Raw genomic sequence first — 20,518 nt, 5'->3', positions numbered from 1 at the left:
CGCCCTCAAGCCGCTTCCTGAAACGCCTGCCCCAACTGGCTCAACGCCTCGCCGACCCGCTTGACGGCCAACGAGTCGCCGCAGCCCGACAGCACCAGCCGGTGGGTCGCCCGCGTCATCGCCACGTACAGCAGCCGCCACTCTTCGTCGGCGGCCTGGCGTGCGTCGGGCACGGCCTGCAGGCCGACGATGGCCACGGTGTGGAACTCGAGGCCTTTCGATGCATGCAAGGTGGTCAGCTTGATGCTGTCGGCCGCCCAGGCCCGGCCTTGCGGGCCCTTGAGCCGCTGCGACGCGATGCCACGCTCGCGCAGCGCGGCCTCGACCGCATCGAGCAGATCGTGGCGGCGCGCCAGGATGCCGATGTCGCTCGGATGCACGCCGTCGGCCAGCGCATCGCCCAGGCGCTCGGCGATCAGGTCGGCTTCTTCGCGGGCGCTGCGGGCCCGCATCAGCTCGGGCACCGGGCCGCGGCGGCCGCCGGCCATCGGCGCGAGGTGGGCGATCTCGTCGTCGGCGCCGGGGTTGGCGCCGCTCAGCAACTGGCCGGCCGTGCGCGTGGCCAGGGCCAGCACCTCGCTGGTGTTGCGGTAGTTGACCTTGAGCACGCTGGTGCGCCCGCGCGCCTCGATGCCGACGCTGGCGAAGCTGAAGTTGCGGCGCGGCTTGCGGTAGATCGACTGCGCGTCGTCGTAGAGCACCAGCAGCGAGCGGGTGTCGGGGTCGATCAGCTGGGGCGCCAGCCGCAGCCAGGCGTCCTCGAAATCATGCGCCTCGTCGATCATCAGCGCGCAGTACTGGGCCCGCGGCACGCGGCCGTGATCGATGGCCTGGATGACGGTGTCGACCATCGCGTCGCAGTAGTTGCGGTCCTGCCGGTGCACCGGCACCGCCAGCTGGTAGGCGCGCACCATCTCCTCGCACCAGCTGTGGAAGGTGCGCACCTGCACCCGTTCGTCGACGCCACGCTGGCGCAGCAGGGCGTCGATGCGGGCCGAGAGCGGCCGGTTGTAGCAAAGCACCAGGATCGGCCGCTCCGGCTTGGCCGCCGCCGCCAGCTGCATGGCGCGGTAGACCAGCAGCATCGTCTTGCCCGAGCCCGCCACGCCGTGCACGACGCGGTGGCCGTCGCCGAGCGACCGGGCCAGCGTTTCCTGCTGCAGGTCCATCACCTGCAGCAGTTCGTCGGCGGGCGAGGGGGCCGGCGTCTCGTCGGCCTCGTCGAGCAGCGAGGCCTGGGTCTGGATGCGGATCTCGGGAAACAGGTGCCAGCGCACGCGGTCACGCTGCGGCAGGGTCAGCGTGTGCTTGACGTTGACGGTGAACATGCCCCAGAGCCGGTCCTGGAAGGCGCCCGGGTCGACGCTCTCATCGAGGTCTTCGCGCGTCAGCGTGCGCGAGACCGCAAAGATCTCGTCCCAGGCTTCGTCGGTGATCTTCTTGCGCTCGATGTTGGCCAGCACCGAGCCCCAGCCGTAGGGCGTGATCAGCTTGTTGGCCCAGCGGCCTTCGGCATGGCACAGGCCCGGGTCGCGCTGCATCTGGTTGACCAGCTCGGTGGCGTAGCCGCGTGCCTGCAGCTCCGGGTGGATGCAGTTCACGAGGCCGCGCTGCGTCGCCAGGCTGATGTCGTTGCGCGTGGCGTTGCGCAGGCTGCCGGCGCGCCAGCCCTTGACCTCCAGGACCAGCAGCCCGCGGCCCGGGTGCAGGATCACGAAATCGGGCTGTCGCCCCTTCGTCCCGACCGGGATGTTGTGCCAGACGAGGTAGTCGTCTTCGAGGCAGAGTTGCAGCTGCACCAGCACGCGCCGCTCGGCGCCACCGTCTTCGGTGTTGCGGCAGCGTTGCGAGATGTTCGTCAATCCCTGCGGGAAGATGGCCATGCAGCACCCTGATCAAAACCGCCCGAAAGCGGAAAATTCGATCGTACGGTGTGTGCGCCATCGTTCCTTGCCATCGAGCGAGCAGTTCTCACGGCAGCAGGGGCACGCTGAGGTGCAATAACGCCCCGTCCGGCCTTGCCTTCAGTGCTTGGCGGCCTCTGTTTCCTTCAACCGCGCCGCATTCAACGCCTCCGCCCGCAACCAGGCCGGCCGAGCCCGCGCCCGCGTCACATAGGCCTCGAACGCCGGCCGCTTGTCGATGGTGCCGAACATCATTCCCCAACCGAGCGCCGAGCCGATGTAGACGTCGGCGGCGGTGAACGGTTCGCCGCAGATCCAGGGGCCAGGCTGCAGCGCCGATTCCAGCGCGTTCAGGGTGTCCTCGTAGCAGCCGAAACCGACCATGCCGTTGCGGCCTTCGGGCACCTGCCAGCCCATCGCGCGGGCGGTGGTGGCCTGCTCCAGCGGGCCGGCGGCGAAGAACAGCCAGCGGTAATAGGCGGCGCGCACCGGGCTGCCGATCGGCGGGGCGAGTGCGGCTTCGGGGTTGCGTTCGGCCAACCAGGCACAGATCGCGGCGGCTTCGGTCACCACCGCGCTGCCGTCCTGCAGCGCCGGCACCTTGCCCATCGGGTTGATCGAGCGGTAGGGCTGGCCCTTCATCGGCGGGCCGTAAGCGACCCATTCGGTGCGGTAGGGCAGGCCGGTTTCCTCGATCATCCAGTGGGCGATGCGACCGCGTGACTGCGGGTTCGTGTACAGGACCAGTTCGCTCATGGTTCAGGCTCCTTCGCTGCTGTCGCCCGCCGGCTTGGCGGCGCGTCGGGCGAGTTTGCCGCAAGGGCGCCGCCCTCAGGCCCGCAGCGCCTGCTGGATCTCCGCGAAGGTGCTGGCGATCTCGGTGGCGCCGATGCTGCGGCCGAGCTGGCGCTCGATCTGGGTCTGCGAGATCACGCCGCGCACCCGCGGCCCGGCGCTGGCACTGGCCTTCTGCACCACCAGCATGTGGCGGCGGCCGAGCTGCTTGAGCGTGGCCACCACCGAGCCGACGTCGGCGTGGCCGAGGTCGTCGAAATCGATCGCGTCGATGTGCGTCAGCCCGGTCATCACGTCGGACACCAGCAGCTCGTCGTAACGGCAATTGCGCTGCGACTGCACCTGCATCGGCCGGTCGCCGTCGAGGTCGGTCGAGGTGATCAGGCCTTCAATGCACGGCAGGTTCTCGACCACGAACAGCAGCCGCACGCCCTGGTGGATCATCACCTGGCGGGCCTCGGCCAGCGTGGCGTCCTGGCCGATGGTGGCGGCCTTGGTGCGGGTCAGGTCGGTCATGACCGAGCTGGCGGGCGAGGCCAGCGTCACCACCGGCGCCAGCGGCGGCTGGGCCTGCGCGATGCAGGTGCCTGGGTCGAAGCGGAAGGATGGCAAGGTGCGGTGGCTCATGGACGTCCTGTTCGGCAGAAGGTGGATCGGCTGCGTGCCACGCCGCTCCGCCGCACCCGGCTGAAACCCGGTGCATGGACGGTGGCGAGACCGTGCCTTGACAGTAGTCAATCACCGCGTAACGAACTACCGTGTTCGGGTTTCTGCATGCAAAGACCTGCACGCCGCTCGCGGGCGCATCATCACCCGCGTCTGCCGCATCCACCCCCGACAGGAGCCCGCTCATGACCGCCAAGAACACCATCTGCCTCTGGTTCGACGGCACCGCGCTCGAAGCCGCGCAGTTCTACGCCGCCACCTTTCCGGACAGCGCCGTCGGCGCCGTGTTCCACGCGCCTGCCGACTACCCGATGGGCAAGCAGGGCGACGTGCTGACGGTCGAATTCACCGTCGCCGGCATCCCCTGCATCGGCCTGAACGGCGGGCCGATCTTTCCGCACACCGAGGCGTTCTCCTTCCAGATCGCCACCGACGACCAGGCCGAGACCGACCGCCTGTGGCACGCCCTCATCGACCACGGCGGCCAAGCCAGCGCCTGCGGCTGGTGCAAGGACAAGTGGGGCCTGAACTGGCAGATCACGCCGCGCGCGCTGATCGATGCGCTGGCCAGCCCGGACCGCGAGGCGGCGCGGCGGGTGTTCGAGGCGATGATGGGGATGACGAAGATTGAGATTGCGGGGGTGGAGGAGGCGAGGCGGGGGTGATGGCTTTCGGCCAGGAGCGGGTGCTCACGAAAAGATAGCTGTTGGTCTTGGCACTTTCGCTGTGGACAGACAGAATCTGTTGCAAGTAACGCTGCCTTAAACGGCTGTAATGCCACAGACTAGATGCCAAACTCATGGGGAACTCATGCACCGACAAGCACGTTGGCTCGCCCCGCGCTACCTTGATGCCCGGACAGCACCGCTTTTTCCCGGCAATCGAGCCGCCTAGCGTGCCCTGAGGTCCGCCCAAGTGCTGGTTTTGTCGTCTGTTTACGATCCTCCAAACAAGTCAGGTGCTTGCCAATGGCAATGAACAATAAACAAGTAGAAAAACTTCAAGCGCAACTTCAGAAGGAACGCCGCCTAGTATCTTTTGATAACTATGACATTAGTGTCAAGCAATTGATTGACATGAGAAAATCTGGGGCTATTCATGTTCCCCCAGAATATCAAAGGCAGTTTGTTTGGGACTCTGCCAGAGAGTCGCAGTTGATCGAGTCTGTTTTTCTCGGGATTCCCGTTCCGAATGTATTCATGGCCACAAATGAAGATTCAACATGGGAGGTTGTTGATGGTGTTCAGCGATTGGGTTCGCTGGCTCATTTCGTTGGATCGCAGGAGCTTCTTGAGCAGATTGAAAAGGAAGGCCCACTTGTAATCGAGGGCCTAGAAAAGCTATCAGAACTTAATGGGAAGCGCTTCACCGATCTACCGGCGACGCTTCAGTTGCTCTTTGAGACAAGGCCACTCCGAGCGACGGTTCTGAATGACAAGAGCGACTTAAATGTTCGTTTTGATCTTTTTGAGCGCCTTAATACTGGCGGCGTATTGCTAACGAATCAAGAAATTCGAAACTGCATTTTTAGAGGAAAGCTCAACGATCATTTAAAGAAGCTTTCCAAGCAGGCGAATTTCATCGAGTCTATTCGACTGAAGCCATCCGATGCGAGCAATGGAGCTGCGGAAGAGCTAGTTCTTAGATTTTTTGCGTATCTTGAGTGTTATCAGCAGTTTGATCATAGTGTCAAAGACTTCTTGAATGGCTATATGAAGGAACGCGCCTCTAAGCCCTTGAAGCATCAATCGGTCACTCTATTCAATCAAACATTTGATTTGATTGGTGCTGCCCTGCCTGATGGAATAGTCCGTGGAAACCGCGCTGTCACCCCAATCAACTTGTTTGAAGCGGTGGCGGTTGGATGCGCTTTGGCTCTCAAGGCGGGCAAGACGCCAGATTCTCAAAAGTTGAAGGGTGTTGTCAACAGCGCTGGACTAAAGAAGCTCACAACTGGAGCAACGAATAACAGAAATATGGTCTCGGGACGAATCGAATTTGTCGCGAATGCCGTGTAATGTTCGAAGCGGAGCAGGTGTCCTTTGCAGAGCGCATGCTGGAAGTGCGTGCTTTGCACCAAACGATTACCGAATTAGAGTCATCGAACCCGTTGCAGTCCGACCCAACTCGAGCCGTAATTCTTAGAGGGCTATTCTATGTTTTGCTTTATGGTGGGTTTGAATTCGCTGTAAATCAAATTGTCAGCGCGACATTGCGTGAAATATCCAGCGCAGCAGTAGACATCTCGAAAGTGCAGCAGCCATTTTTTGCATTGGCGCTACATCCGCAACTCACGTCGATTGAGAGTGGAATGAATCAGGCAAAATGGAAGCGCCGAATAACATTGTTTGAGGCGCAATCCCAGATCAAGCCCTGCGTCATAGACGACAGAGTGCTCTCAATGTATCTCCAGAATATCGATCGCGAATCGCTTGAGCAGGTATTTGCTTGTTTTGGAATACGTACTCCAGTTGTGCCTACGCCACGCTATTTTGGGTACCTCGACGAACTCGTTGAGAAGCGAAGGGCTGTATCGCATGGGCGCTCCGGTGCGGAGGAAGTGGGGCGAGCCTACCGCTCAGCGGAGTTGCTGCAGCGTCTTGATGCTGTGGTGGATGTGGTAGCGCATCTTGAAAGCACATTCACTACATACGTCACTCAGCGGCTATATTTAGCAGTGGCGCACCGATAGTGCGCGATGTCAGTATCGCCTAATCGCGCGAGATTTTGTGACATTTTCTCTTGGCGCGTGAGTCAAATGCTTGTCGGGAGTTATGTCGAAAGCAACCGCCCACAAAATCAGAATATTCTTATCCCTCGCATCAAACTTTGAGCAGCAGTTTCCGGACGTCGAATTGATGCGGCAAGGACTAATCCGGGTCGATTCCGGACTATCTCAGCTCCCCGCCACCAACGCCCTCTCCATCTCCTCCACCAGCCTCCTCACCCGCTCCCCCAACTGCTCCGTACTCCCCTCCTCCCTCAACCTCTCCACCACCAGCGGAAACGCAAACGGCGAGAACCGCTGCGTGCGGCGGATCACCACCTCACCCTCGGCCAGCCGCTGCAGGCATCGCGCCATCCGCTCGAAATCGAGCTCCTGCGCCAGAGTCCGGCCTCGGTCTGACGGCATATACTGATGCCATATCCCAATCGCCGGAGCCCCCATGAGCATCACATCGGTCTTCACGAACAACCGATCGCAGGCCGTGCGCCTGCCGGCGGATTTGCGACTGCCGGAAGGCGTCAAGAAGGTGCAGGTGCGCGCCCGCGGCCTGGACCGCATCATCTCGCCGGTGGGTCACACCTGGGACTCGTTCTTCCTGGGCGGACCGCAGGCCTCCGAGGACTTCATGGCCGAGCGGGCCTCGCAGCAGCAAGCCGACCGCGAGGCCTTCTGACGGCGGCGCGCAGATGCTCAAGTACCTGCTCGATACCAACATCGTCATCTACGTCATCAAGCGTCGGCCGATCGAGGTGATGGGTGTCTTCAACGAAAACGCCGGCCGCATGGCCATCTCGGCCATCACCCTGAGCGAGCTCTACCACGGGGCCGAGAAGAGCGCCAAGGTCGCGCAGAACCTGGCGGTGGTGGAAGAGTTCTCCAGCCTGCTCGAAGTGCTGCCCTACACCGCGAAGGCCGCGTCCCACTACGGCGCCATCCGCACGGCGCTGGAGAAGGCAGGGCAACCCATCGGGCTGAACGACCTGCACATCGCGGCCCATGCCCGCAGCGAGGGGCTCACCCTGGTCACCAACAACCTCGGTGAGTTCGAGCGGGTGCCCGGCTTGCTGGTGGAGAACTGGGTCGGCAGCCGGACCTGAGGTCTCGGCACGCCCCTTCAATCCTCCTGCAGACGCCGCCTCACCAGCCTGATGTGGCTGCGCAGCGCGTACAGCTCCTCGGCGTGCGACAGCGGCACCGGCAGGCGCTCGACGCGTGCGTCGACCTCGGCCAGTTCTTCGAGCAGCTGCTTCGTGTCTTCCTGGTTGCGGCCTTCGCGGCTGGCCTGCTCCTCGATGTCGCGCAGCTTGCCGTACCAGCGGAAGATGCGCGAGCGGATGCGCAGCGTGTAGAGCGGCGGCACCACGCGCGACAGCGGCAGCAGCACCGCGATGATCGTCACCAGCACCACCCACATCCGGTCGACCAGGTTGGCGGCCCAGAACGGCAGGTAGCGCTGCAGCAGCGGCGTGCCGGTCTCGTAGAAGCGCTGGGCCTCGGCGGCCAGCGCGAACTCGCTGGCGCCGGCCTGCGGGAACTCGCCCTTGCGCTGGAACCAGTTGGCCTCGCCGTGGATGCGCCCGGCCGCCTGCACCAGCAGCTGCTGCAGCGCGGGGTGGGTTTCGTCGCGCACCACCAGGGTGGCGTTGGCGGCGAGCAGGCGCACGTCCTGTTTCGGCAGGTCGCGGGCCAGATCGACCACGCCGCGCGGCAGCAGCACCGGGCCGACCTGCGGCACGCGGCGCGAATAGGCCTCGGCCTGGGCGAAGTCGAGCAGGCGGATGCCCGGCGTGATCAGCAGCATGCGCACCAGCGCCGACTCGGGCGCCGACACCAGCGCCAGCGCGTCGATGCGCCCGGCCAGCAGCTCGACCACCGCGGGCGTGGGTTCGAGGCGGCCGAGGCGCTGCTTGGCCAGGTCCAGCCCGTTGGCGGCGATCAGGCGGCGCATCAGGTTGGTGACGCCGCTGCCTTCGTGGCCGATGTTGATCTTCCAGCCGTCGAGCTGCGCCAGGGTGTCGGGCGTGCGCCGGCCCTTGCGCTCGTGCACGGCGGCTTCGCGGTAGAAGACCCAGACCGGCTCGCGGAACAGGTTGCCCAGGCTCGCCAGGCCTTCGGGCGGCGCTTCGTCGAGCTCGCGCACGTCATCGGCGCCGCCTTGCACGAAGGCCGCGTCGACCGCGCCCTGCTGCAGCAGCGCCAGGTTCTCCTGCGAGCCGCGGGTTTCGCGCAGCTCGACGGCGATGCCGTGCCTGGCCAGCGAGGCGGCGTAGCGCTTGCCGAACTCGGCGTAGGCGCCTTGCTGCGGCCCCGTCGCCAGCACCATGGTCTTGGGCGGCGTCGGGTTCAGGAAGCGGTAGGCCAGCACCAGCAGCAGCGCAGCCAGCAGGATGACCGGCCCGGCGGTGACGAGCAGATCCCAGATCTGCAGCATCGTGGTCTTGATCTTTCGCATCGGCGGTGGTGTCTCGAGGTCGTGGTTCGGATCAGGTCGGCAGGGGCGCCGGGGTGGCGCGCGTGCGCAGCCAGAATTCGAGGCTGAAGACCGCGCAGGCGCACCAGATCAGCATGAAACCCTGGGCGCGGGCGCCGGCGAACGGTTCGTTGAAGAACCACACGCCGATCAGCAGCTGCAGGGTCGGCCCGATGTATTGCAGCATGCCCAGCAGGCTGAGCGGGATGCGCTGCGCCGCGGCGCCGAAGAACAGCAGCGGGATGGCGGTGAGCGGGCCGGCCGAGACCAGCAGCGCCTGCAGGCCGATGTCGGCGTGCTGGAAGCCGGTCTGGCCGTGCCAGCCCGCCCAGATCAGGCCGGCGGCGGCAAAGGGCGCGAGCACCAGGCTTTCGAGCGTCAGGCCCTCCAGCGCGCCCAGCGTCGCCACCTTGCGCAGCAGGCCGTAGGTGCCGAAGCTGGCCGCCAGGCCGAGCGCGATCCACGGCAGCGCGCCCTGGTGCCAGGTCAGCCAGGCCACGCCCAGCGCCGCCAGCGCCACGGCGGCCCATTGCGCCGGGCGCAGCTGCTCGTGCATCACCAGCCGGCCGAGCAGCACGTTGAACAGCGGGTTGATGAAGTAGCCCAGGCTCGCCTCGACCACCCGCCCGTGCGTGACGGCCCAGACGTAGATGAACCAGTTGAGCGCCAGCAGCGCCGAGCTGCCCAGGAAGGCCAGCAGCACGCGCCGGTCGCGCAGCGCCGGGCCGAGCCAGGCGTGGCGGCGCAGCGCGCCCATCAGCACCAGCATGAACAGCAGCGACCAGACCACGCGGTGCGCGGTGATCTCGAGCGCCGGGATCTCGCTGACGAGCGCGAAATAGAGCGGGAACAGCCCCCACAGCGTGTACGCCGCTGCCGCGTAGAGCGCACCGCGGCGCATCAGCGGGCGGCTCCGGGCAGGGCGGGAGGGGTCGGCGGCAGATCGATGGGCATGGTGCGGGTTGCGGTGGCGGGCGGGCTGGTGCCGGTCGAGACCCGTTGGGGGCTGGCGAGCATAGCCGGCCTGCCGGCGGTCGGCCGGCCGAGGGTGCGCTCTCTTTGTGACACCGCGTTCCCGGCCCTTGAAGCCGCGCCGCTGCGCCATCATCTGAATCGGCGTCGATCTGCTCCTTCCCCATCGCCATGCCGCTGCTGCCCCGCCTTGCCCCTCTCAGAGCCCAGCTCCGCGCCCGTGCGGTGAGCGGCTTCGCGCTCGTCGCCCTGATGCTGGTGTCGGCGGGCGGCCTGCTGTGGGGCGCCGACAGCCTGGCGCGCGAGGCCCAGCCGCGCAGCGTCAGCCCCCGCGGCGGCCTGCTGCCCGACGAGCAGGCGGTGGTGCGGCTGTTCGAGGAGACCGCGCCGTCGGTGGCCTACATCACCACCGAGACGGTGCAGCGCAACGTGCTGGGCGGCGCCGAGGTCAGCCAGGGCGCGGGCAGCGGTTTCGTGTGGGACAACGCCGGCCACGTGGTCACCAACTTCCACGTCGTCAAGGGCGCGCGGCGGGTGTTCGTGCAGCTCGACGCCGGCAAGCCGATCGAGGCCGAGCCGGTCGGTGGCGCGCCCGAATACGACCTGGCGGTGATCCGCCTCAAGCGCGTGCCGGCCAACCTGCGCCCGGTGCCGCTGGGCAGCAGCCGCGACCTGCGCATCGGCCAGACCGTCTACGCGATCGGCAACCCGTTCGGCCTGCAGCGCACGCTGACCAAGGGCCTGGTCAGCGCGCTCGACCGGGAGCTGCCGACCGCCAACTTCCGCGAGGTGGTGGGCGTGATCCAGACCGACGCGGCCATCAACCCCGGCAACTCGGGCGGCCCGCTGCTCGACAGCGCCGGCCGGCTGATCGGCGTCAACAGCGCGATCCGCTCGGCCAGCGGCAGCAGCTCGGGCATCGGTTTCGCGATCCCCGCCGACCTGGTGAACCGGGTGGTGCCATCGCTCATCAACAAGGGCCGCGCGCCGCTGCCGGGCATCGGCGTGACCCCCGTGCGCCCCGATCTGGTGGCGCGCGCGGGCATCACCGGCGTGGTGCTGGCCGAAGTGGGCCGCGGCACGCCGGCCGCGCAGGCGGGGCTGGTGCCGTTCAACCAGCGCACCGGCGATGTCGGCGACGTGATCACCGCGGTCAACGGCCGGCCGACCGAGACGCTGTCGTCGTTCGTGGCCGAACTCGAGCGCGCCGGGGTCGACAACAGCGTCGAGCTGACGGTGCGCCGCGGCGAGCGCGAGCGCCGCGTCAAGGTGCGGGTGATCGATCTGCGCGAGTGAGCGCGCGCTGGCGGGTCTAGACCGCGCCGCGCTGCGCCAGCAGGCCGAGTGTCTGCGGATGGCGGCGCATGTAGACCTGCACGTAGGAGCAGGCCGGGATCACCCTCAGGCCTTCGGCCTCGGCCCATGCAAGCACCTGGCGGACCAGCTCGGCGGCGATGCCGCGGCCTTGCAGCTCACGCGGCACGCCGGTGTGGGTGAAGGTGACGACGCCGTCCTTGCGCCGGTAGTCGGCGACGCAGGCATGGCCGTCGATGACCACCTCGAAACGCTGGTGCTCGCGGTCGTGCGTGGCGGTGAAGGGAGTGAAATCGGGCATGCGCGGCAGTGTCGCGCATCGCCCCGACCCGCCGACATGCGGGTTATCGCGCATCGGCGGGCCGTCAGGCGAGCCGGCGCAGGCTCTGCCGCAGCAGCGCCTCGAACTGCGTGGCCGGCAGCGCCGGCGCGAACAGGAAACCCTGGTACTCGTGGCAGCCCATCGCCGCCAGGCAGGCGTGCTGCTCGGGCGTCTCGACGCCCTCGGCGATCACCTGCAGGTGCAGCGCGCGGCCGAGGTCGACGATGGTGCGGGTGATGGCGGCGTCGCTCGGGTCGTCGGGCAGGCGGCGGATGAAGTCGCGGTCGATCTTCAGGCGGTGGATCGGCAGGCGCTTGAGGTAGCGCAGGCTGGAGTAGCCGGTGCCGAAATCGTCGATCGCCAGCTTCACGCCCAGGTCGGCCAGGCGCTGCAGCTGGCCGACGATCTCGTCGATGTCGCCCAGCAGGATGCTCTCGGTCAGCTCCAGTTCGAGCAGCTCGGCCGGCAGCTGCGCCTGCGCCAGCACGCCCGCCACGCTGTCGACGAAACCGGCGGCCTGGAACTGCAGCGCCGACACGTTGACCGACACCGGCATCCGCAGCCCCTGGCGGCGCCAGCTCGCCGCCTGCGCCACCGCCTCGCACAGCACCCAGTGGCCGAGCTCGGCGATGAAGCCGGTCTCCTCGGCCACCGGAATGAAGCGCCCGGGCGACACCTCGCCCCGCTCGGCATCGCGCCAGCGGCACAGGCCCTCGGCACCGATCACCGCGCCGCTGTGCAGGTCGAGCTGCGGCTGGTAGTGCAGCCGGAACTCGCCGCGGGCGAGCGCCTGGCGCATCGCGTGGTCGAGCTGCATGCGCGCCAGCAGGTCGTCGTTCATCTGCGGCTGATAGAAGCGCAGCGCGCCGCCCTGGCGTTCCTTGACGCGGTGCATCGCGCTGTCGGCGTTTTTGAGCAGGTTGTCGGCGTCGGCGCCGTCGGCCGGGAACAGCGCGATGCCGACGCTGGCCTTGATCGTCAGGCGCAGGCCGTCGAGCGCCAGCGGCTCGGCCAGCTGCTCGAGCAGCCGGCGGGCGATCGGCTCGGCCGCGGCGGCGTCGCTGTCCTTGAGCATCATGACGAAGCTGTCGCCGCCCAGCCGCGCCACCGCGTCGCCCAGGCGCACGTTGGCGCTGAGCCGGCGCGCCACCTCGACCAGCACCCGGTCGCCACAGCCGTGGCCGAGCGAGTCGTTGATGTGGGTGAAGCGGTCCAGGCCGAACAGCAGCAGCGCAAAACCGCCGGTCGCCTTCTGGCAGCGCTGCACCTCGTCGCGCACTTTCTGGTCGAGCTGCAGCCTGTTGGGCAGGCCGGTGAGCGCGTCGGTGAGCGCCAGCTCACGCAGCCGGCGCTCCTGGGCGAGGCGCTCGCGCAGGTCGCGCAGCACCACGATGCAGCCGCCTGCGCCGCCACGTTCGAGGCCGGCCATGTCGATCAGGTGGGCCTGCACCGGCAGCGCGCCCAGCGGGCTGCCGAGCGTCAGTTCGCCCTGCCAGTGGCCGAGCCGCGGCAGCTCGGCCAGCGCGTTGGAGATCACCTGCGCCTGCATCGTGTCGGCCAGCAGCGAGGCCAGTGTGCGGCCTTGCAGCGCGCCGGCATCGAGCCCCGTCAAGGCCTGCGTGACCGGGTTGGTGGCGACGATGCGGTGCTGCGCATCGGTGACGATCAGGGCGTCGAGGCTGGCCTCGAACACCTGCGCGGCCACCTGCAGGCGCGCCTGCTGGGCCAGTTCGAGGCTCAGGTCGCGCCAGACCTGCACCCAGCCGACCGCCTGGCCGCGGCCGTACTGCGGCACCAGCCGGCGCTCGAAGGTGCGGCCGTCGGCCAGCAGCAGCCGGTCGGTGGCGCAGCGGGCACCGACCGGTTCGGTGGCGCCGAGGGGGGCGCTCAGGCTGGCCTGGCGCTGGTCGAGCAGGGTCTCGTAGCCGAGCGGGTCGGCCATGGCGCGGCTGATCTGCGCGGTCAGGCGGGCGCCGGCGGTGCGGGCCGTGCCGTCGTCGGCGCCGCTGTCATCATCGTCGCCGAGTCGCCAGAGCGTCGCGAACGCCGCGTTGTGGCTGCGCACCTGGCCGTTCAGGTCGGTGACGAGGATGGCCTCGTGGCTCGATTCGAGCGTGGCGCCGAGTTCGCTGGCGAGCCGGCTGACCTCGTCGGCGAGCTGCTGGGCGTTCTGCTGGTCGACCAGCACGAGCAGCCAGGCGGGGCTGCCGCAGGCCAGGCGGATCAGGCTGACGCGGCGCTCGACCACGCGCAGGCTGCCGTCGCCGCGCTCGATCAGGCTGTCGGAATGCAGGTGCACGTCGTGCTGGCCGGGGTCGGCCTCGAGGTCGAGCCAGAACAGCTGGTCTTCCGGCGTGACGGCCAGTTCGACCACCGGCCGGCCGAGCAGCTCGGGCAGGCTGCAGCCCCACAGGTCGCAGGCGGCGGCGTTGGCGGCGAGCAGGTGCAGCGCACGGGCGTCGACGACACACGCGGCCTCGATCAGGCCGGCGAGCAGCTGCTGCAGGGCCGGTTCGACCGTCGGCTGGGCGGCCGGGCCGCCGGCGGGCGACTCGATGTCGCGCAGGGGAGGGGGCAGGCGATGAGACATGGTGTCGGGCTTCACGCCGCCTGGCCGTGTGTGGCTGTCACCGCCGGTTCGAGGCCGTGGGCGAAGTAGTAGCTGACGCGCTCGCGGGGCGACAGGTAGTCCACCACCGCCCGCGGCAGGTGCTGCGGGTGCAGGCTGCGGCGGATGCCCAGGCCGGGCTCTTGCTGCAGGTGCACGATCAGCGCCTCGTCGCGCGGCACGCGCGGGTCGTGCACCACCACGCTCGGCTTGAGCGGGCGCTGCGGATGCACCGCCACCACCAGCGCCAGCCGCTCGTCGTTGAGCTGCACCACCGAGCCGGGCGGGTAGACGCCCAGCAGCTTGATGAACGCGGCCAGCACGGCCGGATCGAGCTGCTTGCGCATGTGCGCGAACAGCAGCGCCTGCGCCTCGTGCGGGGTGCGCAGCGGCTGGCCGGCCATCGGGTTGCACAGCCGGTCGTAGGTGTCGACCAGCGCGACCACGCGCGCGGGCATCGCGATCGCGTTGCCCGCCAGGCCCAGCGGCAGGCCGCTGCCGTCGTGCTGCTCGTGGTGCTGGCTGATCACCTGCAGCGCCGCGGCCTGCAGGCCCATCGCCAGGCCGAGGCGCGCGCCCTGGGCGACGTGTTCGCGGCGTTCACGCAGCAGCAGCGCGCCGTTGCTGGCGTCGGCGTTGCGCAGGTGGTCGGGCAGCAGCAGCTTGCCGATGTCGTGCAGCAGCGCGCCCAGGGCCAGGGTCTGCATCGTCGCTTCGTCCAGGCCCAGGCTGCGGCCGAGCAGCAGCGACAGCACCGTCACGTTGAGCGCATGCTGCGAAGCGGCGGTGCCGGCGGCTTCGCTGAGCACGCGGATGGTGGTGTCGTCGTCGCCCAGCAGTTCGTCGACCAGCCCGTCGGCCAGCAGCAGCGCAGCGTGGTGCGCGCCGGTCGGGTTGTTGACCGCGTCGCGGGTGATGCCGAGCCAGGCGCGGCTGGCCTGCGCGTGCAGGCGTTCGCTGCGTGCCAGGCTGTCGCGTTCGCGGCCGAGCTGCGCGCGCCGCATCGCCAGCGTCGGGTCGCCGGCACGCAGCGGCTCGCGCTGCGAGCACGGCTCGAGCATGCGCCGGCGCAGCGGGCTGCTGTCGGCGGCAGCCGTGGCTGCTGCGGGGGTCGGGATGGCAGCGGCCGTGTCGCCAGACGGCGCCGGCTCGGCAGCCGCGACGTGGCCGGCGTCGTGGGCGCTGTCGGCAAACGCCACCGGATCGCTCAGGTCCGGTCGCACCAGCACTTCCAGCACGCCGAGCTGACGCAGGGTGGCGATCTGCGCCGGATCGTCGAGCTTGAAGCGGCTGCGCGGGAACGGGTGATTCATCCAGCCGAGGTCGAGCTGGACGAACATGCCCAGTCGCAGGGCGTCGATTTTCAGGAGCAGGCGGTTGGCGGTGGCGGTCATCGATCAGGCCCAGTCAGGCACCGGCCAGGCCGGTTCTGAGAGCTTTATCGGTGACGCGCCGAGCGAACTTGAATCAGCGCCGGTTCGGGTCGAAGCTCAGCACCATCAGCGGCGGCACCCGGCCGTCGATGTCGCGCGGCAGGATCTCGGTGCGCTCGATGGCGCGCAGCACCGCCTGGTCCCATTCGGCCAGACCGCTCGACTTGAGCAGGCGGCTGCCGAGGATGGTGCCGTCGGGCGCCACCCGCACCTCGACCTCGGCCACCGTCGGCCCGCTGATGCGGCCGGTGAAGACGATGTTGGGCAGGATGCGCGCGCGGATGCGGCCCTCGTAGCCGGCCGACGGCGCGGCCGACTGCGCCGCGGTGCCGGCGCTGGGCGTGGTCGCGTTGCCGACGGCCGGGTTGTTGCCCAGCTGCTGGTTCAGGCGCCGCAGGTTGTCGGCGCGCTGCTTGGCCAGGGCGTCGGCCTGCGCCTTGGCGGCGCGGGCGTCCTTGGCGGCTTCGGCGCGATCCTTTGCCTCGGCCTCCTTCTTGTCAGCCAGGCGCTTGGCTTCGGCCTTTTCGGCTTTCTCCGCCTTTTCAGCCTTCTCGGCCTTTTCCTTCTCGGCCTTGGCGAGCTTTTCGGCCTTCTCGTCGGCCAGGCGCTTGTCCCGGGCCTTCTTCTCGTCGGCCTTTTTCTTCTCGGCCAGGCGCTCGGCTTCTTCGCGCTCGGCCTCGGCCTTCTTGCGTGCCTTCTCGAGCGCGATGTCGGCGTCGCGGCTGGGTTTCGGTTCGGCCTTGGGTGGCGGCTGCGGGGCTGGCGCAGGAGGCGGCGGCGGGGTAGGGGCCGGCTTCGGTGCCGGCGTGGGCACGGCCGGCGGCGGGGGCTCGGCGGCCATCGGCGCGGCGATCTGCGGCACGGCGGCCCAGAGTTCGGCCGAGACGGTGTTGACCTCGTGGCGCCGCCAAGCCACGCCGTAGGCCAGCGCGGCGACCAGGCCGACGTGCACCAGCACGGCCAGCGTCGTGCCCGCGCCCATGCCGTCGGGCGACGGCGGGCGGCGCATCGCGTCCAGCGCCAGCTCGGGGCTTGCCATCCTCGTCGCCATCGTTCAGGTGCCGGTGGTGCGCACGGCCAGTCCGACGCGGGCCACGCCGGCTTTCTGCAGCGTGTCCATGATGCGCACGACGGCCTCGTACTTGACGCCCTTGTCGGCCGAGATGATCACCGGCACCTGGTTCGAGCCGCCCTGCAGCGCCTTGACGCGCGGGCTCAGCTGGCGCAGCGCGATGCGCTCGCCTTCGCTGCCTGCCTTGTCGGCCGGGGTGCCGGCGCCGGCGCTGCCGGGCGGGCCGCTGACCTTCAGGCGCAGCATCTCGGCGCTGTCGATGATGACCTCGATCACCTTGTCGGGCTGGCGCTGGGCCTGGCCGATGCTGGGCAGGTCGATCACGCCGGGTGTCATCAGCGGGGCGCTGACCATGAAGATGATCAGCAGCACCAGCATGACGTCGATGAACGGCACCATGTTGATCTCGTTGATGGTGCGCCGGCGTGAGCCGCGGCTGGCGAGGGCTGCCATGGGTGTCTCCGGCTCAGCGCGTGTTGGGCGCCGAGGCACCCGCGCCCGCGCCCTGGCCGATGTTGCGCGCCAGGATGTTGGAGAACTCCTCGACGAAGGTCTCGAGCTGGATCGCGATGCGGTCGATGTCGCGCGAGAAGCGGTTGTAGGCGATCACCGCCGGGATGGCCGCGAACAGGCCGATCGCGGTCGCCACCAGGGCCTCGGCGATGCCGGGCGCGACGGTGGCCAGCGACACCTGCTGCACGTTGGCCAGGCCGGTGAAGGCATGCATGATCCCCCACACCGTGCCGAACAGGCCCACGTACGGCGACACCGAGCCGACCGTGGCCAGGAACGACAGGTTGTGCTCGACCGCGTCCATCTCGCGCTGCAGGCTCGCGCGCATGGCGCGGCGCGCGCCGTCGAGCAGCGAGCCGGCATCGCCGACGCGGCGCTCGCGCAGCTTCAGGAACTCGCGCATGCCCGACGCGAAGATGCGTTCGAGCGGCGCGCCGATCTCGGCGTTGCGCTCGCTGTGGGCGTAGAGCTCCTGGACGTTGCGGCCCGACCAGAACTCGCGCTCGAAGCCGTCGTTGGCGCCGCGCACCCGGCGCAGGCCGATCAGCTTGCCGAAGATCACGGCCCAGCTCGCCAGCGAAACCAGCATCAGTGTCGCCATCACCAGCTGGACCACAAAGCTGGCCTGGGTGATGAGGTGCAGGATATTCAGGTCCTGGTTCATGCAGCAGTCATTCGTTCAAGGATGAAAGGGGGGATGCGTCGCGGCACGAAAGTGCGGCTGTCGACGCAGCCGATGCGGATGCGGCCTTCGACCAGCAGCGTGTCGGCGCGCTGCACCTGCTGGTCGATCACCAGGCTGGCGCGGCCTTGTTCGACCACCCGCACGCTGACGTGCAGTTCTTCGTCGAGCCGGGCGGGTTGGCGGTAGCGCACCGAAGTATCGGTGACGACGAACATCACGCCGGTATCGAGGCGCAACTGCTCCTGCGAGAAGCCCAGGCTGCGCAGCCATTCGGTGCGCGCGCGCTCGAAGAACTTCAGGTAGTTGGCGTAGAAGACCACGCCGCCGGCGTCGGTGTCTTCCCAGTAGACGCGCAGGGGCCAGGTGAAGGGGGCAGTCGCCGCGCGGTCTGCGGGCCGGATCGGTGCGTTCACGGTGATGGGATGGCTCGGTTCAACGGCTCAGCATCAGCCAGCCGACCAGCACCAGCAGCCCCAGCACGCAGGCCACCAGCACGGCGGGCAGCAAGGAGGGCCGGCCCGGCGCCGTGCCGGTGCCCCGAGATGCGGGATCGGCTTCGCCGGCGGCCGGATTCGTCGGCAGCGACGGGAAGTCGGCGGCCGGCGCGACGCCCGGATTGGCAGCCGGCGGCAGCGAGGCCACCTCCAGCTCGGCGCGCCGGCGCGTGACCGCCTCGGCGTTCGGGCGCTGCGCACGGGCCGGGTCGGCGCTGGCGGCCGGGGGCTGCTGCGGCCAGGTGGCGTTGGGGGCGTTGGGCAGGGTGGCGAGCCAGGTGCGCAGCTCGCGCGCCATCGCGCCGGCCGAACGTGGGCGTGCGGCGGGATCGATGTCGATCGCCTGCATCACCAGCGTCTCGAGCGCGGGCGGCACCGCCGCGATGATCTGGGTCGGCCGCTGAGCCCGGCCGGTGCGCACGGCCTGGCGGATCTCGTCGAGCGAGCTGCCGTTGTAGGGCCGCTGGCCGGTCAATAGTTCGTAGAGCACCACGCCGAGCGAGTAGACGTCGCTGCGCTGATCGCATTCGCGGCCGTCGTACTGCTCGGGCGCGGCGTAATACGGCGAACCCAGCGCGGGGCCGCCCTGGTCTCGGTTGATCAGGCGGGCGATGCCGAAATCGAGCACCACCGGCCGGGTGCGGCCGACCATGAAGATGTTGGCCGGCTTGACGTCGCGGTGGATCACGCCCTTGCTGTGGGCGTAGCCGAGCGCGTCGGCGACCCGCCGCACGATCAGCGCGGCCTGCTCGGGGCTGGGCCGCCAGCCGCTGCGCAGCAGGTCGGCAAGGTCCTTGCCGCGCAGCAGTTCCATCGCGATGTAGGCGCCCTCGGGGCTGACGCCGGCGTCGTGCACGGTGACGATGTGCGGGTGGCTCAGGCGCGCGGCGGCGCGGGCCTCGTCGAGCACCCGGGCGGCGAGTTCCTCGCGCTGACCCGGCGCGGCGGCGATGGTCAGCGTCTTGACTGCCACCTGGCGCGCCAGCACGGTGTCGTAGGCCGACCAGACGGTGCCCAGGCCGCCCTGGCCGAGGCGCTGCTCCAGGCTGTAGCGGCCGACCTGGTCGACCTGCGGCGTGGTGTCGGGGCCGCTCGGCCCGGCGCCCGCGGGGGCCCCGGGCTTGCCGTCGAGCCGCTGGGTGTCCTCGTGCCGGCGCGGCGACAGGAAATCGAGCGCGCCGCTGGTGCTGAGCGGGCCGGACAGCTCGGCGTCGAGCGGCCCGGTGGTGTCGAGCAGGCCGGGCCGGGTGGGGGCGTGCGGGGTGATGCGGCTCATGACTGTGGGCGCAGGACGCGCTGCAGGCGAGCCACCGCCGCTTCCAGCTGCGGCAGCGAGCTGGCGAACGACAGTCGGGCGTAGTGGGCGGTCTCGGCATGGCCGAAATCGCGTCCGGGGGTGAGGGCCACGTGTGCGCTGCGCATCATGTCGAAGCAGAAATCCCAGCTGTTGCTCGCATGGCGGCGGGTGTCCATCCAGACGTAGAAGGCGCCGTCCGGGCGCACCGGCACGGCCAGGCCGAGCGCTTCGAGCTGCGGCACGATGGCGTCGCGGCGCTGGCGCATGACCTCGCGGCGGCGCTCGCACTCGGCCAGCGTGTCGGGGTGGAAACACGCCAGCGCGGCGTGCTGGGCCACGGCCGAGGCGCAGATGTAGAAGTTCTGCGCCAGCTTCTCGACCGCGCCGACCAGCGCCGGCGGCAGCACCAGCCAGCCGAGCCGCCAGCCGGTCATGCCGAAGTACTTGCTGAAGCTGTTGATCACCAGCACGTCGTCGCCCAGCGCCAGCGCGCTGCGGTCGTGTGCGCTGTCGTAGCCGAGCGCGAGGTAGATCTCGTCGACGATCGTGATGCCGCCGCGCGCGCGCACGACTTCGACGATGCGCTGCAGCTCGTCGGCGTCGATCGAGGTGCCGGTCGGGTTGGACGGCGAGGCCAGCATCACGCCGCGCGTGGCCGGGCCCCAGGCCTCGGCCACCGAGGCGGCGTCGAGCTGGAAACGCTGCGCCGGGCCGGCCGGCAGCAGCCGGGGCACGCCGCCTGCGGCCGTCACGAAATGGCGGTTGCAGGGGTAGCTCGGGTCGGGCATCAGGATCTCGTCGCCCGGCTCGACCAGCGCGGTGCACAGCAGCTGCAGCGCGGCCGAGGCGCCGGCGGTGATCACGATGCGCGCCGGGTCGATGTCCAGACCCCAGCGGCTGGCGTACCAGCGCGCGATCGCCTCGCGCAGCGCCGGCAGGCCGGTGGCGCTCGTGTACTGGGTGCGGCCCTCGGCCAGGCACCGCTGCGCGGCTTCGAGCACCCGCGGCGGCGCGGTGAAGTCGGGCTCGCCGATGTTCAGGTAGATCATCGACTCGCCGCCGAGTGCCGGGTCGCAGGCCGGGCTGCGGGCGATCTCGTCGGCCGCCTTGGCGCACTCCATCACCCAGAACGGCTCGATCTGGTCGACCCGGCGGGCCAGGCGCAAAGGCCCGGTCCGGGCCGGGGTCGGGTTCAGGGTGAAACCTGCAGCGTGGGACACGCTAGTGGCGACGGTGGGGTGGGAG

At 69.0% G+C, this 20,518-nt stretch carries 21 protein-coding genes; 6 read left to right on the top strand and 15 right to left on the bottom strand.

Annotated elements, in window-relative coordinates; all coding sequences use genetic code 11:
• Nucleotides 1-5: 5 nt before the first annotated feature.
• The 3 genes from LCHO_RS14795 to LCHO_RS14785 form a co-directional block, all read right to left on the bottom strand.
• Complete coding sequence (locus LCHO_RS14795; RefSeq protein ID WP_012347977.1) at nucleotides 6-1,883, bottom strand: 3'-5' exonuclease; 1,878 nt, start codon at nucleotides 1,881-1,883, stop codon at nucleotides 6-8.
• Between the two features lie 141 nt (nucleotides 1,884-2,024).
• Entirely contained in the window at nucleotides 2,025-2,660 is a 636-nt protein-coding gene (locus LCHO_RS14790; RefSeq protein ID WP_012347976.1) for a glutathione S-transferase family protein, read from the bottom strand.
• A 75-nt stretch (nucleotides 2,661-2,735) separates the two neighbouring features.
• Entirely contained in the window at nucleotides 2,736-3,326 is a 591-nt protein-coding gene (locus LCHO_RS14785) for a CBS domain-containing protein (protein ID WP_012347975.1), read from the bottom strand.
• A gap of 224 nt (nucleotides 3,327-3,550) precedes the next feature.
• On the opposite strand from LCHO_RS14785, the gene LCHO_RS14780 reads away from it, so the two are divergent.
• The 3 genes from LCHO_RS14780 to LCHO_RS23425 all read left to right on the top strand — a co-directional run bounded on the left by LCHO_RS14780 (nucleotide 3,551) and on the right by LCHO_RS23425 (nucleotide 6,057).
• Nucleotides 3,551-4,030, top strand: a complete 480-nt coding sequence (locus LCHO_RS14780) for a VOC family protein (RefSeq protein ID WP_012347974.1) — start codon at nucleotides 3,551-3,553, stop codon at nucleotides 4,028-4,030.
• A 303-nt stretch (nucleotides 4,031-4,333) separates the two neighbouring features.
• Nucleotides 4,334-5,383: a DUF262 domain-containing protein gene (locus tag LCHO_RS22820; RefSeq protein ID WP_012347973.1), complete on the top strand. Its 1,050-nt coding sequence runs from the start codon at nucleotides 4,334-4,336 to the stop codon at nucleotides 5,381-5,383.
• Nucleotides 5,383-6,057 carry an MAE_28990/MAE_18760 family HEPN-like nuclease gene (locus LCHO_RS23425; RefSeq protein ID WP_012347972.1) on the top strand — a complete coding sequence of 225 codons (675 nt, stop codon included), beginning with the start codon at nucleotides 5,383-5,385 and terminating at the stop codon, nucleotides 6,055-6,057. The genes LCHO_RS22820 and LCHO_RS23425 overlap by 1 nt, the downstream gene beginning before the upstream one ends.
• 204 nt (nucleotides 6,058-6,261) lie before the next feature.
• On the opposite strand, the gene LCHO_RS14775 is transcribed toward LCHO_RS23425, so the two are convergent.
• Nucleotides 6,262-6,540, bottom strand: coding sequence for a hypothetical protein (locus LCHO_RS14775; protein WP_043704348.1), 279 nt, complete (start codon nucleotides 6,538-6,540; stop codon nucleotides 6,262-6,264).
• Between LCHO_RS14775 and vapB the strand changes: the two genes are divergently transcribed.
• A complete protein-coding gene (gene vapB, locus LCHO_RS14770; protein WP_012347971.1) occupies nucleotides 6,533-6,766 on the top strand; it encodes a type II toxin-antitoxin system VapB family antitoxin in 234 nt (77 codons plus the stop codon). The genes LCHO_RS14775 and vapB overlap by 8 nt on opposite strands.
• 13 nt (nucleotides 6,767-6,779) lie before the next feature.
• Nucleotides 6,780-7,190: a type II toxin-antitoxin system tRNA(fMet)-specific endonuclease VapC gene (gene vapC / locus LCHO_RS14765; protein ID WP_012347970.1), complete on the top strand. Its 411-nt coding sequence runs from the start codon at nucleotides 6,780-6,782 to the stop codon at nucleotides 7,188-7,190.
• Between the two features lie 17 nt (nucleotides 7,191-7,207).
• Here the strand turns inward: vapC and LCHO_RS14760 are convergent, their stop codons facing one another.
• Both LCHO_RS14760 and rarD read right to left on the bottom strand, forming a co-directional pair.
• Complete coding sequence (locus tag LCHO_RS14760; RefSeq protein ID WP_012347969.1) at nucleotides 7,208-8,545, bottom strand: TAXI family TRAP transporter solute-binding subunit; 1,338 nt, start codon at nucleotides 8,543-8,545, stop codon at nucleotides 7,208-7,210.
• Between the two features lie 31 nt (nucleotides 8,546-8,576).
• Nucleotides 8,577-9,464, bottom strand: coding sequence for an EamA family transporter RarD (gene rarD / locus LCHO_RS14755; RefSeq protein ID WP_012347968.1), 888 nt, complete (start codon nucleotides 9,462-9,464; stop codon nucleotides 8,577-8,579).
• Between the two features lie 242 nt (nucleotides 9,465-9,706).
• On the opposite strand from rarD, the gene LCHO_RS14750 reads away from it, so the two are divergent.
• Nucleotides 9,707-10,831, top strand: coding sequence for a S1C family serine protease (locus tag LCHO_RS14750; RefSeq protein WP_012347966.1), 1,125 nt, complete (start codon nucleotides 9,707-9,709; stop codon nucleotides 10,829-10,831).
• Nucleotides 10,832-10,847: 16 nt separating this feature from the next.
• On the opposite strand, the gene LCHO_RS14745 is transcribed toward LCHO_RS14750, so the two are convergent.
• The 9 genes from LCHO_RS14745 to LCHO_RS14705 form a co-directional block, all read right to left on the bottom strand.
• Nucleotides 10,848-11,150: a GNAT family N-acetyltransferase gene (locus tag LCHO_RS14745; RefSeq protein ID WP_012347965.1), complete on the bottom strand. Its 303-nt coding sequence runs from the start codon at nucleotides 11,148-11,150 to the stop codon at nucleotides 10,848-10,850.
• A 64-nt stretch (nucleotides 11,151-11,214) separates the two neighbouring features.
• On the bottom strand, nucleotides 11,215-13,761 hold the full coding sequence (locus LCHO_RS14740; RefSeq protein WP_012347964.1) for a sensor domain-containing protein: 2,547 nt from the start codon (nucleotides 13,759-13,761) through the stop codon (nucleotides 11,215-11,217).
• 11 nt (nucleotides 13,762-13,772) lie between these two features.
• Entirely contained in the window at nucleotides 13,773-15,173 is a 1,401-nt protein-coding gene (locus LCHO_RS14735) for a cyclic di-GMP phosphodiesterase (RefSeq protein WP_012347963.1), read from the bottom strand.
• 73 nt (nucleotides 15,174-15,246) lie between these two features.
• Nucleotides 15,247-16,251 (bottom strand): cell envelope integrity protein TolA, encoded by a 1,005-nt coding sequence (tolA, locus tag LCHO_RS14730; protein WP_083772742.1) that lies wholly within the window; start codon nucleotides 16,249-16,251, stop codon nucleotides 15,247-15,249.
• A 15-nt stretch (nucleotides 16,252-16,266) separates the two neighbouring features.
• Nucleotides 16,267-16,737 carry a biopolymer transporter ExbD gene (locus LCHO_RS14725; RefSeq protein WP_012347961.1) on the bottom strand — a complete coding sequence of 157 codons (471 nt, stop codon included), beginning with the start codon at nucleotides 16,735-16,737 and terminating at the stop codon, nucleotides 16,267-16,269.
• A gap of 13 nt (nucleotides 16,738-16,750) precedes the next feature.
• Complete coding sequence (tolQ, locus tag LCHO_RS14720; protein ID WP_012347960.1) at nucleotides 16,751-17,461, bottom strand: protein TolQ; 711 nt, start codon at nucleotides 17,459-17,461, stop codon at nucleotides 16,751-16,753.
• Entirely contained in the window at nucleotides 17,458-17,895 is a 438-nt protein-coding gene (gene ybgC / locus LCHO_RS14715; RefSeq protein WP_012347959.1) for a tol-pal system-associated acyl-CoA thioesterase, read from the bottom strand. Before ybgC ends, tolQ begins: the two co-directional genes overlap by 4 nt.
• 19 nt (nucleotides 17,896-17,914) lie before the next feature.
• Entirely contained in the window at nucleotides 17,915-19,252 is a 1,338-nt protein-coding gene (locus tag LCHO_RS22290) for a serine/threonine-protein kinase (protein WP_012347958.1), read from the bottom strand.
• Nucleotides 19,249-20,439 carry a pyridoxal phosphate-dependent aminotransferase gene (locus tag LCHO_RS14705; protein WP_012347957.1) on the bottom strand — a complete coding sequence of 397 codons (1,191 nt, stop codon included), beginning with the start codon at nucleotides 20,437-20,439 and terminating at the stop codon, nucleotides 19,249-19,251. The genes LCHO_RS22290 and LCHO_RS14705 overlap by 4 nt, the downstream gene beginning before the upstream one ends.
• Nucleotides 20,440-20,518: the final 79 nt, after the last annotated feature.

It is taken from the genome of Leptothrix cholodnii SP-6 (genome assembly GCF_000019785.1).
GTDB classification, from domain to species: domain Bacteria; phylum Pseudomonadota; class Gammaproteobacteria; order Burkholderiales; family Burkholderiaceae_C; genus Sphaerotilus; species Sphaerotilus cholodnii.
Note: the sequence above shows the minus strand (reverse complement) of the source record. Positions and strands in the feature narration are given on the sequence as shown.